Consider the following 17,782-nt stretch of genomic DNA (forward strand, 5'->3'; position numbering starts at 1 on the left):
AGCCATATGCGAAATTTACTGAACTTTCTTATTAAATACAACTACTGGTTCCTCTTTCTACTGTTAGAGGCAGCCAGTTTTGTTTTATTGTTCCACTTCAATTACTATCAGCAGAGTGTGTTTTTCACATCAGCCAATAGTGTGGCGGGGAAAGTTTACGATGTTTCGGGAGCTATTACTTCTTATTTCCATCTGAAATCTGTCAATGAAGACCTGCTCGACCGTAATATGTGGTTGGAGCAGCGGGTGGCTTTCCTGGAGAAAACGCTGAAAAATAAAGGAATGGACTCTGTTCGGTTGTATAGCCTGGAACGGCTCGAACCGGACGAATACCATATTTTCAAAGCGAATGTAATCAAGAATAGTCTGAACCGGGTGGATAACTATATCACCCTTGATGAAGGAAGTTCTGCGGGTATCCGTCCGGAAATGGGAGTGGTAGATGCCAACGGAGTAGTGGGCATTGTCTATAAGACTTCTCCGCATTACTCTACCGTTATCCCATTGCTGAACAGTAAATCGAGCATCAGTTGCAAGATTGTGGGCAGTGAATATTTCGGTTACTTGAAGTGGGAATATGGAGACTCTCGTTATGCTTATCTGAAAGATTTACCTCGCCACGCAGAGTTTAACCTGGGTGATACGGTGGTGACAAGTGGATATTCTACAGTATTTCCTGCAGGCATCATGGTGGGAACGGTGGATGATATGTCTGATTCCCACGACGGCCTCTCTTATCTGTTGAAGATAAAGTTGGCCACGGACTTCGGAAAGGTGAGCAACGTTCGGGTGATTGCCCGTACCGGACAAGAAGAGCAGCAGATGTTGGAGAAGGAAGAAGGGGAATGATGGGAGTGATAAGGTGATAGAGTGATAAATGATAGGGGGGAACCTCAATCGTAAATAGTAAATCGTAAAATCGTAAATCAAATTGGTCATCAATTATCTGCATAAAATAGGTTGGTTTGTCGGTTTGGTACTATTGCAGGTACTGATACTGAATAATGTGCATATTGCCGGATATGCCACTCCTTTTCTATATATTTATCTCATACTGAAATTTGAGTCGGAAACACCACGGAATACTTTGATGCTGTGGGCGTTTTTTCTGGGACTGACGGTGGATATCTTTTCGGATACGCCGGGTATGAATGCTGCAGCTACGGTGGCACTGGCTTTTCTGCGTCCTACATTCCTACGCCTGTTTGTGCCGAGGGATGCGTTTGAGAATATAGTTCCTTCGATCAAGTCGATGGGAATTGTACCTTTCCTGAAGTATTTGGTTGTTAGCGTTTTTATTCATCATGCAATATTACTTACCATAGAATTCTTTTCGTTCGCCCATATCGGAACGTTGCTGCTGAGAATTGTGGCAAGTGCGTTGCTGACTATAACCTGTATCATGGCTATAGAAGGAGTGAAGAAGAAGTAAGATGGCAAAAGATTATACACTCGAAAAGCGGAAATTAGTGATAGGTGGGGTAGCAATTGTGATTGTTATCATTTATATCATGCGTCTTTTTGTGTTGCAGATCATGACTGATACTTACAAGAAGAACGCGGACAGTAACGCTTTCCTCAATAAAATCCAGTATCCTTCGCGCGGTGCGATTTATGACCGTAATGGAAAGTTACTGGTGTTCAATCAACCTGCGTATGATATCACATTCGTGCCGCGAGAGGTGACGGAACTGGATACTCTCGATTTTTGCCGCACACTGAATATTACGAAAGAACAGTTGCTGAAGCGAATGAAAGATGTGAAGAACCGCTGGATGAATCCCGGTTATTCCAGATATACGCATCAGGTGTTTATGACGCAGCTCTCGGCGGAAGAGTGCGGTGTATTCCAGGAAAAACTCTTTAAATTCCCGGGTTTTTATATTCAGAGGCGTACTATCCGGCAATACACTTATAATTCTGCTGGACATGCTTTGGGGGATATCGGTGAGGTTTCAATGAGAGATATTGAGGCTGACGACTATTACATTCGCGGTGATTATGTGGGTAAGCAAGGTATAGAAAAGTCATACGAGAAATACCTGCGTGGCGAAAAAGGAGTAGAGGTTTTGCTTCGTGATGCGCATGGACGTATTCAGGGCCACTATATGGATGGGAAACTGGATCGACCATCCATACCGGGTAAGAACCTGAAATTAGGGTTGGATATTGATTTGCAGATGTTGGGTGAGCGTCTGATGAAGAATAAAATCGGTGCAATTGTGGCTATTGAGCCGGAAACGGGGGAGATCCTTTGTTTGGTATCTGCTCCGAATTTTGATCCGCACTTGATGATTGGCCGCCAACGTGGTAAAAATCATAATATGCTACAGAGAGATAAGCAGAAACCTTTGCTGAATCGTGCTATTATGGGTGTTTATCCTCCGGGGTCTACTTTTAAAACAGCGCAGGCGCTGACATTCTTACAGGAAGGTATCATACAGCCATCCACATCGTTTCCTTGTTCTCACGGATTCATTTATGGAGGTCTGCGTGTGGGATGTCACGGGCATGGATCACCTCTTCCGCTGATACCTGCTATTGCCACTTCGTGTAATGCTTATTTCTGTTGGGGGCTTTATCGCATGTTTGGTGATAAGAAATACGGTTCACCACAGAATGCGCTTACTGTATGGAAAGATCACATGGTTTCTCAAGGATTTGGTTATAAGCTGGGAACGGACTTGCCGGGTGAGAAACGCGGATTTATTCCCAATGCGGGTGTTTATGATAAGGCCTATCGTGGATCATGGAATGGATTGACGGTAATCAGTATTTCTATCGGTCAGGGTGAAGTTTTAAGTACACCTTTGCAAATGGCAAATTTAGCGGCTACCATCGCTAATCGTGGTTATTTTGTGACTCCGCATATTGTGAAGGATATTCAGGACGCAGAATTGGACAGTATCTACCGGGAACGTCGTTACACTTCTATCGACCGCTCTTATTATGAAGAAATTGTAGAAGGTATGCGGGCTGCCGTTACGGGAGTTACTGGAAGTGCTACTTGCCGTATAGCCGGAACCATACTGCCGGGTGTAGAAGTCTGTGGAAAGACGGGTACGGCACAGAATCGCGGACATGACCACTCTGCATTTATAGGTTTTGCCCCAATGGATAAGCCGAAGATCGCAATTGCTGTTTATGTGGAGAATGGTGGTTGGGGGGCAACCTACGGAGTACCTTATGGTGCTTTAATGATGGAACAGTATTTGAATGGAAAACTTTCGCCTGCCAGCGAAGAAAGAGCGGAAGAAATGAGTAATCGTGTGATAATGTATGGTGACGAGGAGAGATAGTATATGGAAATCACTGGATTGGGTGACGATCTGTGTTTACTTGATTCTGATTGTATTCGGTTGGTTTAGCGTTTGCGGGGCAAGCTATGATTATGGCGACCGTGACTTCTGGGATTTCTCCACTCGTGCAGGTAAGCAACTGGTTTGGATTATCTGCTCTTTCGGATTAGGGTTTGTGCTGTTGATGCTTGAAGATGATATTTATGATATGTTTGCCTATCTGATTTATATAGCACTTGCCATCTTACTTGTGGTCACTATCTTTATAGCCCCTGATACGAAGGGGTCGAGGTCGTGGCTGGTCATGGGGCCGGTAAGTTTGCAGCCGGCTGAGTTTGCCAAGTTTGCTACGGCGCTGGCTCTTGCCAAGTATATGAATTCCTATTCGTTCACCATGAAGAACTGGAAGAATATCCTGATGATGGTTTTCCTTATTCTGTTTCCGATGATACTTATTATCTTGCAGCGGGAGACTGGCTCAGCGTTGGTATATATTGCTTTCTTTTTGGTTCTGTATCGGGAGGGGATGCCGGGTGTGGTACTGTTTTCCGGAGTGTGCGCGGTCGTTTATTTTGTGGTAGGTATTCGTTTTGATCAGGTGTTTATTGCCGATACGCCGACGCCGATAGGGGAGTTTGCTGTACTTTCGATGGTCTTGCTGTCTGCGGCAGGAATGGTGTGGGTTTATAAGAAGAAATGGGAACCGGTACACAATATATTGTTAGTTACCATTGGAGTGTTGTTAATCGCTTATTTTATATCGGAATATGTGATTCCGTTTAATTTGGTTTGGGTGCAATGGGGACTGTGTGTGCTGGTAGTTGGGTACCTTATTTTCCTTTCGTTAAGTGAACGCCATCTTAGTTATTTCCTGATAGGTATGTTTGCTATCGGTTCTATCGGTTTCTTATATTCCAGTGATTACTTCTTTAATAAAGTATTGGAGCCTCACCAGCAGATACGTATCAAGGTGGTATTGGGTATGGAAGAAGATTTGGCTGGTGCCGGATACAATGTCAACCAGTCGAAGATAGCTATCGGTTCCGGTGGTCTGACAGGAAAGGGATTCCTAAACGGTACTCAGACTAAACTGAAATATGTGCCCGAACAAGATACGGACTTTATTTTCTGTACGGTAGGTGAAGAAGAAGGGTTTATAGGTTCTACTGCCGTGCTACTCTTATTCCTTATATTAATACTCCGTCTGATTGCTGTGGCGGAGCGGCAACCATCTACTTTTGGTCGGGTCTATGGGTACTCGGTTGTTAGTATATTCCTGTTCCACCTATTTATTAATGTAGGTATGGTGCTGGGATTGACACCTGTGATTGGTATTCCTCTGCCATTCTTTAGTTATGGCGGTTCTTCGCTTTGGGGATTCACCATTTTGTTGTTCATCTTCCTGAGGATTGATGCAGGACGCAAGAAGAGACTGTCAGCGTTTTAATTTGATTCCTACATCATTGATACCGGGAAGAACTTCATCCGGTAGAAGGTGTATAATTTTGAAGCGGTATTCCCCGGCTTTTCCAATACGGATGAAACCTGCTGGAAGAGTTGATTGATATAACCCACCCCAGCCATCTCCTAACCAAATACCTGCATTGTCAGCAAGTTGCAGTTCCAATGTATCCCGCTTGATATTTGGGACTTCCGGACTGTCGTAGTAGATGAGCAAGGGCAGATTCTGATACGGATAATTGTTCCGGTTTCTCACTTCTACGGATACATTGTAGAGTGTAGCGGAGTCTGCAACCGAAACATTGAAGAATAATGTGTCATTCCGCTGCCAGCCTTCCGTTGGCAGGGATTGAAAAGAATGATATACAGTCTGTTCATCGCAGGCTGTGTAGAAGCTTGCGATGAACAGCAGTATTAAACTCTTCAGGAGAGATGTTTTATTCTTGAGCAGGTTTTTCATTTCCGGCTGGTTTCTCTCCTTTTGGTCTGGGTGGATTGTTGGGTCTGGGACCTCTATCAACACGTTGTCCATCTCCTCGTTCTCGATTTTTTTGCTTGTAGCGTCTGACCTGATCGTCTTGTTGTCTGGGTTGGCTCCCTTGTTGCCTCGGTTGCTCGCCTTGTGGTCTGGGGGCACCTTGTGAGCGTGGTTCACTTTGTGGGCGTGGTCTGGATTGTTGATCTCCAGGTTGATTCGGATTTCCTTTTTTCTTTTTCTTGCGGTTGTTATTACCGCCGTTTCCATTTCCGCCACCGTTATTTTCTCCGCCATTTTTACCTTTACGACTACGGTCGAAGCGGGTTAAGCTTTCCTGTTCCAACAAATCTATCGGCTTCTTGGGTTCCACCTGGCGTGCTTCTTCTACAAGACTTTCTGGCTTAGTGCCCCGTTTGTTCATACCGATGATTTCAAATGCACGCTTACCACTGATTGTTACCAGATTGGCAGGAATGTTCTTGTCGGTAGAGTAGGTTATCTGATTGCTTAGAATATCTGCCTTAAAGAAATAGAAAGTACCGTCTTTGGTTTCCAACTCGATCTCTCTGGAAGGAAGACGTTTCTGAGCTTCCACATAGCAGTCCACTTCATAGTTGAGACAGCATTTCAGTTTGGCACATTGTCCTGCCAGTTTTTGCGGATTGAGAGAAATATCCTGATAACGAGCGGCACTTGTGGATACTGACACGAAGGAAGTCATCCAGGTGGCACAGCAGAGCTCGCGTCCGCAAGGGCCGATACCGCCGATTCGTCCGGCTTCCTGACGTGCGCCAATTTGCTTCATTTCAATGCGGACATGGAAAGCATCTGCCAATACTTTGATCAGCTGGCGGAAGTCCACACGCTCATCGGCAATATAATAGAAAATAGCTTTGTTGCCGTCTCCCTGATATTCCACATCACCGATTTTCATGTTGAGATTCAGGTTGAGGGCAATCTGCCGGGCACGTATCATGGTGTCATGCTCGCGTCCTTTGGCTTCATTATATTTGTCCATATCTACCTGCTTGGCTTTGCGATAGATGCGCTTGATATCAGCCTCAGACTTGATGTTAGCTTTTCGCATTTGTAGCGGAACAAGGCGTCCGGTTAGGGTCACTACACCGATGTCATGTCCCGGTGTTGCTTCTACGGCCACGATGTCGCCCTTTTCAAGAGGTATATGGTTACTATTGCGGAAATATCCTTTGCGGGTATTCTTGAACTGAACTTCTACCAGGTCGCTTTCTTCCCCGTTTCCGGGAATGTCGGCCAGCCAGTCGTAGGTATTCAGTTGCTTGTCTTGCTTGCCGCAACTTTTGCAGCAGAGACCTCCGCTTCCGTTATGTAGTTTAAAATCCATTTTTTTATTTATGATTGAGATTACTACTATATATCTGATTTCTACTGTTTCAGTAGAACTATCATTTTCAATGAAAAATCAAAAAAGACCATCCTTGCATTTACATTTTGCTCAATATGTATTTGCGCTTCGCTCAATTCATCCATCATTCCCATTACATTCCGTTCGTTGATAAAAGGGGAAAAACGGGTGGCAAAATTTTGTTCGGGCAAAGTCATGTAATTCATTTCTTTGCAATGCAGGTTATAGATGAAATTCTCACGTATCATACGCTGGGCGTATGTCAGGAAGTTCTTCTGTCGTTCGCGCCCCATGCCTGCCAGTTGCTCACTCCATTGCTTCATTTCACGTATCTTCCGTTGATAGGAAAGACGCATGAGACTGACAAAGAGTTCAAAGAACAGTTCGTTTTCTTCGTTCAGGTGGATGGTTTCCAATGCTTTGATAAAGTCACCGTTGGCAAGATGCGCCAAGGTGAAACTATCATTAGGGCGTACGCCGTATTTCTGTTGCAAGGCATTGGCAATATCCGCTTCTTTTATTTTACGGATGTTGAAACGTTGCGTACGGCTTAGGATTGTCGGCAGTATCATGTCCGGAGTTTCGGATATCAATAAGAATACTGTCTTTTCGGGAGGCTCTTCCAGAAGCTTCAATAACTTGTTGGCACAAACTACGTGCATTTTCTCCGGTAGCCAGACGATAGTAACCTTGTAGCCACCTTCGCTCGATTTCAGACTGAGTTTACGTACTATCTCGTCACTCTCCTTTGCATAGATGATGGCTTGCCCGTTTTCAGCATCCATCTCGTTTAGCCAGTGGTTGAGACTGAAATAAGGGCTGTTCAGCACCAGGTGGCGCCAGTCAGCTATGTAATCGTCGCACACTTCTTTCTTTCCTTTTTTTACGATGGGAAAGACGAAATGTACATCCGGATGTACCAGCTTATTCCACTTTATGCAGGAGGGACAAGTGCCACAGGCGTCTGTATCTGTACGGTTCGGGCAACAGATGTAACGGGCATAAGCCATTGCCAACGGAAGTTTTCCCACTCCCGATGGACCGCAGAAGAGCTGAGCATGAGGAATACGCCCCTCTTGCACTTCCTGCCGGAGTCGCTGTTTGGCTGCTTCTTGTCCTATTACCTCTTTGAAAAACACGATATTATATATGGTTTTATAATTAACAACTAATGTTACTTGATTTCGGCCTTAGTATACCAGCTTTGCAACTTCTTTTATACTGTCCACTGCACCGATGGAGTAGAAGTGAATACTGGGTACTCCATGTTCCACTAATTCCTTACATTGCTTAACACACCATTCGATGCCTACTTGTTTGGCTTCTTCATCCGTTTTGCATTTCATTGCTTCGCATGTCAGTTCTTCGGGCAAGTCCACTTTGAATGTCTTGGGTATCATACTGATTTGAGATATCTTCTTGAACGGTTTGATACCTGGAATGATGGGAATGGTGACTCCGGCTTTCCGGGCACGTTCTACGAAGTCGAAGTATTTCTGGTTATCATAGAAAAGTTGTGTAACGGCATATTCTGCACCGGCTTCCATTTTCTTTTTCAGCCAGTAGATATCAGTGTCAATATTGGGAGCTTCTTCGTGTTTTTCGGGATAACACGCCACACCATAGGAAAATGGTGTATTGGTCACTTTCATTTCCGAGCCATCTACGAAGATACCTTTATTGAAGTTATTGATTTGTTCTTGCAATTCAGTAGCATGGTGGTAGCCATCGCCTTCGGGAGTGAAGACGGACTCATGTTTTGCTTTATCCCCACGTAACACCAGTAAGTCGGTAATACCCAGGAATTGCAGATCGAGCAGTACATATTCCGTCTCTTCGCGGGTGAAACCACTGCAAAGAAGATGCGGAACTACAGTAATATTATATCTGTTTTGGATAGCGGCAGCTACGGCAACAGTCCCTGGGCGGCGGCGCAAGCGATTGCGCTGAAACAAACCGTTTCCCAGATCTTTGTACACATATTCGCTGCGATGTGTAGTGATATTGATGTATTTCGGGTCAAATTCCCGCAAAGTATCTATGGTTTCGTACAGCTTTTCGATGCCTGTGCCTTTCAGCGGTGGCAGTATTTCAAAAGAGAAAGCTGTCTTCTCGTTGCTATGTATCAGGTCGATAATTCTCATTTCTTTTTCGTTGTCTTTGTTCGGTGAACAAAACTTATTTGTACATTGGGAACAAAAATACGAAAAAGAAATGAGATATGCTTTTATTTATCCGGCTATTCTTTTATACAACGAATGGAAAGGGCTTTATAGAATGTTTTATTGGTTACTAAAGTTCCATTTGAAATAAAATGTTCATCACTTCCAGTAAGGAATATGGTTTGCTCGGGTATGGTCTTGCCGTTATCTTCAAGAGTCCAATATCCGGTCATTTTATAGACTTGTGCATGTGCTTGTTCGTACCACATGCCTATCGGATATGCACCGAAATCGGTCAGGTTGGAAGCAGGATATACATGGTCATCTTCTTTTAATCCTTGCCATTCTCCTGCCTTAATCAGTGACGCTTCATTACTTGTATAATTCTTCAAGCCTTCCCAGTCTTTGCTGTTGGGTATTTTCCATCCTTCCGGTGCTAAGTCACCGGCCAGTATAGCTTCTCCGTTGTAGAAGTATATTTCAAATTTGTCTGGTTTGAAGTAGCCTGCCCCGGTGCCCAATTCAACTCGTTTTGTAAGGGGAGTCCCAGTTCTATATGTAGTTTCGCACAGATCTTTCCGCATCCAATATTGTGTCCCTATCTTTATTATTGGGTGTTCTTTCAGTGCTCCGTTTCTGATATCTCGAATCGTGTACCGGATTACATTAACATCCGATGATTTGTCGGGCTTTGCCAGTGTTACTTTTCCTGTTTCATCCAAATAGAATTTATCGATTGTTCCTGAGGTTCCCTGAGTGTACGTGAAAGAATTATTCTCTGTGTTCCAACTTATTTGTCCTCCATTGATATCTCTGTCATCATCCAACAGTTGGAGTACTGTCCCGTTGTTCAAATCACTTTGTTCATCTACGCCGATAGGATAAATCGTGATTGCTTGTGAATCGATATCATCTGATTTAAGATACTCTTTGCAGATTTCCACGATAGGTTTTCCGCTGTTGTATACTCTATAAACATTTGATTGGGTGAAAGACAGGGCGGCAATGTGTATGGCTGTCGTCTTGCCGCTATTGTCTGTTTCCTTACCTTCTACGATTGTCCAGTCTTCTATACTGCTGGCTATCCCTGTCAGCACATGACTGGTGGTCTGCATGGCAGCGATGTCCAGGTTGCATTGTGTGCTTCCGGTCATTGTTAATTCCGGCATTGGGCATGTGTATAGTTGTCCATTCCAATCCATAACGAATGATTGCGTATCGGGATTAATTTCTTGCGGGATAATAATAATCTCTTTTCCTATTAATTTCCCCTCTTTTATACTCCATGTTCCGTAAGGAATGATATCCGCGTCTTCTTCTTTATGAATTGTAAATTCTTCTGTGCTTAGATCGTAGTCGGCTTTATTGTAGAATCCTGTGGCAATGATGCGTGGATTGGCTTTTAATAAAGCTTCAACGTTTTCATCTCCTTTCGGTGTGAGTGTGATGTTGAATTTCACCAATTTATGATGGAACTTCAGTTCAACGGCCTTTTCGCTGCTTGCTATCTTTACTTGTGTGGCAATTAGAAAGTCAGATAGAGATCGCTTTTTGGCATTGCTTTGATCGGACTGTACGGAAACTGGGATGATGGAAGAGTTGGCCGCTATCTCTGCCGACTGATATGGAGAATAGCTGATGAAGTCTAGCATTGCATCTCCCACTGGGTAGAAAACAGTTTTTTCGGGGATAAGTTTAGCGTCTTCTCCGCATTCTAACAGCAAATTGTTAATGTATCGTTCTTTTGCAATGGAAGTAGAAGACAGCATTGCGTACAATCCCACTTTATCTCCTTTTTCAAAGGCCGTATTGGTTACTCGCGTATTGGTTTTACTGACTTTTGTGGTAAATGTGATTGGTACTGTTCCAGAAGGTGTTTCTGAGTCAATTTTATTGACGCAAGCGGCAAATAAGTGGATGAGGCAGAGTGATAATAGGATCAGTCTGTTTTTCTTGATAGTTGTTTTGTTCATATAATGTTGTTGTTTTGTGGAATACGATAATCGAATTCCCAATTAATAGTTGTTAATCAAAACATTGGAGTATCTGGGGTGGTCGGGACCATAATTGGTATAGAAAAGACTGTTGCTTTGGAATGCTAATTAGTTGAATTCGCGCTTGAATTCTGGTTCTGTTCCATCTTTATGTTTTTCAACGTTTATTAACTCAATGAACGTCAAAGGTAAAATAAACTTTTAAAAAACAGAAAGAAAAGAATAACTTTATATCAATTATTTATTTATAATGCTTTGTATGAAGGGGATAAATAACTTGAAATTCCCCTACATTTTCATTCTTTCGCGGGAGATTTCAAAATTATCACGTACCTTTGTAGTCAAATTAAAGATAATCTGATAACTTATGCCATTAAATTTACCTGATAAGCTGCCGGCGATAGAGTTGCTGAAAGAAGAGAACATATTTGTTATTGACAACTCCCGCGCCACGCAACAGGACATCCGTCCGTTGCGCATCGTTATCCTGAACTTGATGCCTTTGAAGATTACCACGGAAACAGATCTTGTGCGTTTACTCTCCAATACACCGCTTCAAGTGGAAATCTCGTTCATGAAAATCAAGAGTCATACATCAAAGAATACACCTGTAGAGCATATGCAGACGTTCTATACTGACTTTGAAAAGATGCGTGGCGAGAAGTACGACGGTATGATTATCACCGGTGCCCCTGTAGAACAACTGGATTTCGAAGAGGTGACTTACTGGGATGAAATAATGGAAATATTCGATTGGGCACGTACGCACGTCACTTCCACACTTTATATATGCTGGGCTGCACAGGCCGGACTTTATCATCATTATGGAGTACCCAAGTATGCGTTGGATAAGAAAATGTTCGGCATATTCGAGCATCGTCCTTTAGATCCGTTACACGCTATTTTCCGTGGTTTCGATGATATGTTCTATGTGCCCCATAGTCGTCATACGGAAGTAAGGAAAGAAGATATCTTGAAAGTACCGGAACTTACTTTACTTTCGGAATCGGAAGATGCAGGCGTACACCTGGTAGTAGCACGTGGTGGACGTGAGTTCTTTGTTACCGGACATTCGGAATACTCTCCACTGACGCTGGATACGGAATATCGCAGGGATGTGGATAAAGGTCTACCCATCGAAATACCTCGTAATTATTATGTGGATAATGATCCGGACAAAGGTGTGATGGTACGTTGGCGTGCCCATGCCAATCTGCTGTTCTCTAATTGGTTGAACTATTTCGTTTATCAGGAAACTCCGTACAATATTAATGATATAAAGTAGCTGCAAGCTGCGAGTGACAAGACCTTGCGGTATATAGTGTAGCACTCGTAGCTTGTAGCATGTAACTAAAACGATATGATAAAGCAACGGAAGATAGAGTTACTGGCCCCTGCCAAAAACATGGAATGTGGCATTGAAGCTATTAACCACGGTGCGGATGCAGTGTATATCGGTGCGCCTAAGTTTGGCGCACGTGCAGCAGCCGGCAATTCGTTGGAAGATATAGCTGCTTTGGTGGCTCATGCCCATTTATATAATGCCCGGATTTATGTGACTGTCAATACCATCTTAAAAGAAGAAGAACTGGCCGAGACGGAGAAAATGATTTGGGACTTGTATCGTGCGGGAGTAGATGCCCTCATTGTGCAAGACATGGGAATCACTCGCTTAAACCTGCCACCTATTCCCTTGCATGCCAGTACCCAAATGGATAACCGCACACCGGAGAAAGTACGTTTCCTTGCAGAAGCCGGTTTCCGGCAAGTAGTATTGGCACGTGAGCTTTCCCTTCAGGAAATCAGCCATATTCATAAAGCTTGTCCGGAAGTGTCGTTGGAAGTATTTGTACATGGGGCACTTTGCGTTAGTTATAGCGGGCAATGTTATGTCAGCCAGGCTTGTTTCGGACGTAGTGCCAATCGGGGAGAATGTGCGCAATTCTGTCGTTTGCCTTTCAGTCTGGTGGATGCCGATGGAAAAGTAATTGTACGTGATAAGCATTTGCTATCTCTCAAAGATTTGAATCAGAGTGATATTCTGGAAGAGTTACTTGATGCGGGTGCTACTTCGCTCAAGATAGAAGGCCGTCTGAAAGACGTTTCTTACGTAAAGAATGTTACGGCTGCTTACCGCCAAAAGCTGGATGCTATCTTTACACGCCGTAAAGAATATGCCCGGGCCTCTTCCGGTACTTGCAATTATACATTCCGTCCCCAGTTAGATAAAAGTTTTAGTCGTGGATTTACACATTACTTCCTGCACGGACGCAGTGAGGAAATCTTCTCTTTTGATACTCCGAAATCCCTCGGTGAAGAGATGGGAACCATGAAGGAACAACGTGGAAACTACCTCACAGTAGCTGGATTGAAATCATTCAACAACGGTGACGGTGTTTGTTATATCGATGAGCAAGGACGCCTGCAAGGCTTCCGTATCAACCGTGTAGATGGAAATAAACTCTATCCGGCAGGTGAGATGCCTCGTATTCGTCCGCGTACTGTGCTTTACCGTAACTATGACCAGGAGTTTGAGAAGTTGCTGGCACGTAAGTCTTCCGAACGAAAGATTTCCGTTTCCTTGCTTTTGGCAGATACTGCCTTCGGCTTTGCTCTGACTGTCACGGATGAGGATGATAATAGCGTTACACTTTCTTTCCCTTATCAGAAAGAACCTGCCCGTACCCCGCAGGCAGATAATCTGCGTACTCAACTCAGCAAATTGGGAAATACTCCTTTTGAAGCCGGAATATTAGCGGATAATCGTTCGTCTGAAACAAATTCCGCCATAGAAATCCGTTTTTCAGATAACTGGTTTCTTCCCGCTTCCATAGTAGCCGATTGGCGTCGTCAAGCCGTAGACAAGCTGGTTACCGTTCGCCGTATTAATTATCGGCAGGAAGTGGCAGTCTGGAAACCTACAACTCATGCTTTCCCTTTGCCGGGAACTTCTTCTAAGACAACAGCTTCTGCTACTTCATTAACGTACCTCGGTAATGTAATGAATACCCGTGCCGCCTCTTTCTATACCGATCACGGTATCGCTGCTGTAGCTCCGGCTTATGAGAAACAATCTGTACCGGGTGCTGTTTTAATGTTCTGCAAGCATTGTTTGCGTTATAGTATGGGTTGGTGCCCTACTTATCAGAAGGGACGTTCACCTTATCGGGAACCTTATTGTTTGCAAGGAACTGATGGTAAGCGCTTCCGCTTGGAATTTGATTGTAAGAATTGTCAGATGAAAGTATATGCGGAATAAGAGAGAACATATTCGTTATCACCACAGAGCGATACAGAGTAACACAGAGTTTCTTAAATATCAGAAAAGACTCCGTGCAACTCTGTGTTACTCTGTGGTGATAGCGATTATTATCAGTCTGGTTTCCTGCCGTTACTCCCGTCCCAATCTGGATGATGAAGGTATCAGTGATAAAACCCGCGACTCTCTGACTTACCTTTACGACCGGCATTATACGTTGAATACAAATCTGGAAGTAGTGCAGGATTCCGTGGTGCTTGCCTGTCTGCCGGTGAAGGATTGCTACAATACTTTGTATAGAGGAGACCGTGTAGTAGTGGCCGAATTTGCCATTCATTCTGCTGATAGTGTGGACAGTGTTTGGGTAAAACTTGCTCATTCCCAGGAGATACAAGGCTGGATCAGGGAGCGGGAAATGATGCAAGCTTTTGTACCTACGGACAGTATCTCACAATTCATTTACTTGTTCAGTGATACACATGCTTCTTACTTCGTGATTATTTTCGCCTTATTTGTCGGTGCCTGGGTGTTCCGTCTGTTCCGTCAGAAGCAGTTGAAGATTGTTTATTTCAATGATATTGATAGCGTATATCCACTTTTGCTCTGCCTGTTGATGGCATTCAGTGCTACGGTGTATGAGACGATGCAAGTCTTTGTGCCCGAAACGTGGGAACATTTCTATTTTAATCCTACGCTTTCACCTTTCAAGGTGCCGTTTATTCTCTCAGTCTTTTTGCTGAGCATCTGGTTGTTTATCATTGTACTGCTGGCAGTACTCGATGACTTGTTCCGTCAGTTGACTCCTCCTGCTGCCGTATTCTATCTGTTGGGATTGGCATCTTGTTGTATCTTCTGTTATTTCTTCTTTATACTGACTACACAAATCTATATCGGCTATATTTTCCTTGTTGTTTTCTTTGGGCTTTTCCTAAAGCGAATGTGTGCTACACTTGTCATTTACCGCTATCGTTGCGGGCGCTGCGGACAGAAATTAAAAGAAAAGGGGCCTTGCCCAAGCTGTGGTGCTATCAATGAATAATAGGGGGTAGCAAGTTCTCTTAACCTTTTCATGCTTATGATACTTACTTTTCCCCTCTTTCCAGCTTAGATGTAATGTAAAAGATGGCATCTTTTGCTGCGAAAGATGCCATCTTTTGATGTTAGAGATGCCACCTTTTGCGACAAAAGATGCCATCTTTTGCATAACGGGTCAGGGAGATGTATGGGGACGGAAGTAATGATCTCTATCAGAACCTGCAACGTAGTTCGACTCCCGCCTGTATGGGGCGGCCTTTCTGCATGAATCCGTTGCCCATGCTTTCAAAGTAGAAAGCAGCGTAGTCTTTATCCAGCGCATTGCGAACCCAGAAGTCAATCTGTCCGTTGCCTTTTTGCAGGCTGAGGCGTCCGTTCAATGTGCCGTAGAAGGCTTGGCTGACATCATTCTGCTCGGTCCAATAGATGCGTCCTGCACCGGTGTAGTTGGCATTAAGTTGAATACGGTCCAACCAATGTCCCGGGTTGATGCGGAAAATGTATTGTCCGCCCAGGCTCAGAGTGTGCTTCGGAACGAAAGGAACATAGTTGCCGTTGTAACTTATTTCTTCTAATTTACTGTTGGTTGTTATGTAATCTTTGAATGTGGCATAAGTATAACCATAGCTTGCAGTCAGGGTAAAGTTAGTGGTAACTGCACCCATCAGAGATATTTCTGCTCCCAAGCTGCGGCTCTTTCCTGCATTTACCGTCTCGCGTCCAAGTCCGCTCTGGGCGAAGCGGGAAATCTGCTGGTCGCGCGTTTCAAGCCAGAACAGGGCGGCATCGGCACGCAGACGGTTTTGGAAAAGGTTTAGGTGAGTACCTATTTCATAGTTCCAGGTTTGTTCCGGTTTATATACGGTGGCAGCCCGGGCATCCGGATTCTTACCGCCATCAGGTAGAAAACCATCTACCAAATCTTTGAAGTTGTCTGGAACATTGGGCATGATTGCTTCTTTAGATTGCTTCATCATATCGTTGCGCAAACTGGATTGTAGAAGGTCGGAGAACATCTGAATGTTATATCCTCCCGAGCGATAACCTTTGCTGACGGTAGCATATACATTTCCGGCATTATCCCGGAAGTCATATTGCAAGGCGAACTTCGGAAGTAGTTGCAGATAATCTTTGCTGATGGAACCTTCGTAGCAGGATTCTACAGTCAGGGCTGTTTCCGGCATCATTATTATAGGATCACGAACAGGCTGTCCGTTCTGCATCATCTGACCTGTAATGCCTACGGTGTAATCCATTGCTGTGCCGGAGTTGTAATCCATCTTCATCTTCTCATAATCCAGGCGAAGTCCGGCAGTGAATGATAATCCGTCGATACTAAATAAATCTCTGAATGTGGATTGGTGAAACAGAGCTCCATTCAGAAGCGGTGTTTTGAAATCTCCGTTGATAGGTAAACGTGTGCTGGTTACTTTTAATGATGGCATGATATTCATATTCATCACCGGGCTCATCGGTACTTCTATTAGTGGAGGAATTACACTACCCAGCATCTGGTTCATCATTGTCATGCCGTCTTCCTTGAATGTGACGGGGGCAGTAGTATTCAGCCATTGATAGAATCCGAAGACACCTGTTGCCCATTGCCAACGCCGGTTGCTCTTGCTTTTCATCACAATCTCTTCACTGATGGTATTGATGCGTTGTTTCTGTTCCAGTGTATACGTATCTGAGGCTGTGAAATCCTGATCCAGAAACATACGATCCTTTAGATGCTGATATCCGGTTACGGCACTGAGTGTGAAATTCTGTGCCTGGTACTCTACATTAAGTCCGGCATTCAGCAGGTTGCGGTAATAGCTACTTTCATCATTGTAAGCCGTTTTGGCTACATCTCCGGTTTCTTTATTGTAGAGTCCATACGGGTAACCGCCCTGGTCACCATATTCATAACTTACATTAAAGTCGAGCTTCCAATTATCGCTGGGCAAGTAGATGGCGCGGATACGTCCACCGGCAGACTGCCCTTTATCTACCTTTTTATTGTTGAGCGCTGCATTGCGGAAGAAACCGCCTTCGTATTCATAAAATCCTCCAGCCGAGAATGCAAAGCGCTCATTCATCCGGTGATAGTGAGTGACGGAAGTATTGTATTGATTGTGTGTACCTGCCCCTATCCGGAAGTCAGTACCTTGATAAGAGAAAGGAGATTTGGTATGTACTTTAATAAGTCCACCCATCGCATTTCGTCCGTACAGTGTACCCTGCGGACCGCGCAGCACATCAATACGTTCGATGTCGGAATAATTGAAATCGAATGCGGATTTATCTATATAAGGTATATTGTCAACATAGAGCCCTACGGAGGGAGTATTGATGCGGGAACCGATACCACGAATGTAGACGGCAGATGTCAGTCGCGAACCATAATCAGGAATAAATATATTCGGGACCAGTGCTGTCAGTTTTTTTATGGAGTTCACTTGTGCAGCTTGCATGTCTTGTTGCGAAAGTAAGGTGACGGCATTGGGCAGCTCGCGCAACTTACGGTTTTCTTTAGGTGCTGCAATGATGAGAACCTCTTCAACGTCCACTATTTTCAGGGTATCCACTTTTTCTGCCGCAATGTTTCCTATGGGTAGGAGTGCCAGGGCAAAAATCAATAATTTACTCTTATTCATATCAACTCGTTTTATTTCGGTTGCAAAGTAAGAGCATTTTCCCTGTTTCCGCAATCCTCATTTATTAGGAT

The 17,782-nt window shown here is 44.0% G+C and carries 13 protein-coding genes; 7 read left to right on the forward strand and 6 right to left on the reverse strand.

Annotated elements, in window-relative coordinates; genetic code table 11:
* The first annotated feature begins 6 nt into the window (after nucleotides 1–6).
* From mreC to rodA, 4 genes are all read left to right on the forward strand, one after another.
* Entirely contained in the window at nucleotides 7–849 is an 843-nt protein-coding gene (mreC, locus tag VYM24_RS08805) for a rod shape-determining protein MreC (protein ID WP_291553159.1), read from the forward strand.
* 82 nt (nucleotides 850–931) lie between these two features.
* On the forward strand, nucleotides 932–1,432 hold the full coding sequence (mreD, locus tag VYM24_RS08810) for a rod shape-determining protein MreD (RefSeq protein ID WP_291537811.1): 501 nt from the start codon (nucleotides 932–934) through the stop codon (nucleotides 1,430–1,432).
* A gap of 1 nt (nucleotide 1,433) precedes the next feature.
* A complete protein-coding gene (gene mrdA, locus VYM24_RS08815; protein ID WP_278706291.1) occupies nucleotides 1,434–3,299 on the forward strand; it encodes a penicillin-binding protein 2 in 1,866 nt (621 codons plus the stop codon).
* Complete coding sequence (rodA, locus tag VYM24_RS08820) at nucleotides 3,280–4,746, forward strand: rod shape-determining protein RodA (protein ID WP_330941971.1); 1,467 nt, start codon at nucleotides 3,280–3,282, stop codon at nucleotides 4,744–4,746. The genes mrdA and rodA overlap by 20 nt, the downstream gene beginning before the upstream one ends.
* On the opposite strand, the gene VYM24_RS08825 is transcribed toward rodA, so the two are convergent.
* The 5 genes from VYM24_RS08825 to VYM24_RS08845 form a co-directional block, all read right to left on the reverse strand.
* Nucleotides 4,735–5,220: a gliding motility lipoprotein GldH gene (locus VYM24_RS08825; protein ID WP_278706289.1), complete on the reverse strand. Its 486-nt coding sequence runs from the start codon at nucleotides 5,218–5,220 to the stop codon at nucleotides 4,735–4,737. The genes rodA and VYM24_RS08825 overlap by 12 nt on opposite strands.
* Nucleotides 5,198–6,601, reverse strand: coding sequence for a PSP1 domain-containing protein (locus VYM24_RS08830; protein ID WP_195652421.1), 1,404 nt, complete (start codon nucleotides 6,599–6,601; stop codon nucleotides 5,198–5,200). The genes VYM24_RS08825 and VYM24_RS08830 overlap by 23 nt, the downstream gene beginning before the upstream one ends.
* A gap of 41 nt (nucleotides 6,602–6,642) precedes the next feature.
* Nucleotides 6,643–7,761, reverse strand: a complete 1,119-nt coding sequence (locus VYM24_RS08835) for a DNA polymerase III subunit (protein ID WP_007219713.1) — start codon at nucleotides 7,759–7,761, stop codon at nucleotides 6,643–6,645.
* Nucleotides 7,762–7,812: 51 nt separating this feature from the next.
* Nucleotides 7,813–8,766, reverse strand: coding sequence for a methylenetetrahydrofolate reductase [NAD(P)H] (gene metF, locus VYM24_RS08840; RefSeq protein ID WP_278706288.1), 954 nt, complete (start codon nucleotides 8,764–8,766; stop codon nucleotides 7,813–7,815).
* A gap of 95 nt (nucleotides 8,767–8,861) precedes the next feature.
* Nucleotides 8,862–10,757: a fimbrillin family protein gene (locus VYM24_RS08845; RefSeq protein WP_330941972.1), complete on the reverse strand. Its 1,896-nt coding sequence runs from the start codon at nucleotides 10,755–10,757 to the stop codon at nucleotides 8,862–8,864.
* A 388-nt stretch (nucleotides 10,758–11,145) separates the two neighbouring features.
* Between VYM24_RS08845 and metA the strand changes: the two genes are divergently transcribed.
* The 3 genes from metA to VYM24_RS08860 all read left to right on the forward strand — a co-directional run bounded on the left by metA (nucleotide 11,146) and on the right by VYM24_RS08860 (nucleotide 15,076).
* A complete protein-coding gene (metA, locus tag VYM24_RS08850) occupies nucleotides 11,146–12,063 on the forward strand; it encodes a homoserine O-acetyltransferase MetA (protein ID WP_007209648.1) in 918 nt (305 codons plus the stop codon).
* A gap of 75 nt (nucleotides 12,064–12,138) precedes the next feature.
* Nucleotides 12,139–14,037 (forward strand): peptidase U32 family protein, encoded by a 1,899-nt coding sequence (locus VYM24_RS08855; RefSeq protein WP_299092427.1) that lies wholly within the window; start codon nucleotides 12,139–12,141, stop codon nucleotides 14,035–14,037.
* A complete protein-coding gene (locus tag VYM24_RS08860; RefSeq protein ID WP_291553131.1) occupies nucleotides 14,027–15,076 on the forward strand; it encodes an FmdB family zinc ribbon protein in 1,050 nt (349 codons plus the stop codon). The genes VYM24_RS08855 and VYM24_RS08860 overlap by 11 nt, the downstream gene beginning before the upstream one ends.
* A 208-nt stretch (nucleotides 15,077–15,284) precedes the next feature.
* On the opposite strand, the gene VYM24_RS08865 is transcribed toward VYM24_RS08860, so the two are convergent.
* Nucleotides 15,285–17,711 (reverse strand): TonB-dependent receptor, encoded by a 2,427-nt coding sequence (locus VYM24_RS08865; protein ID WP_291553127.1) that lies wholly within the window; start codon nucleotides 17,709–17,711, stop codon nucleotides 15,285–15,287.
* Nucleotides 17,712–17,782: the final 71 nt, after the last annotated feature.

It is taken from the genome of Bacteroides sp. MSB163 (assembly GCF_036416795.1).
Taxonomy (GTDB): domain Bacteria; phylum Bacteroidota; class Bacteroidia; order Bacteroidales; family Bacteroidaceae; genus Bacteroides; species Bacteroides maternus.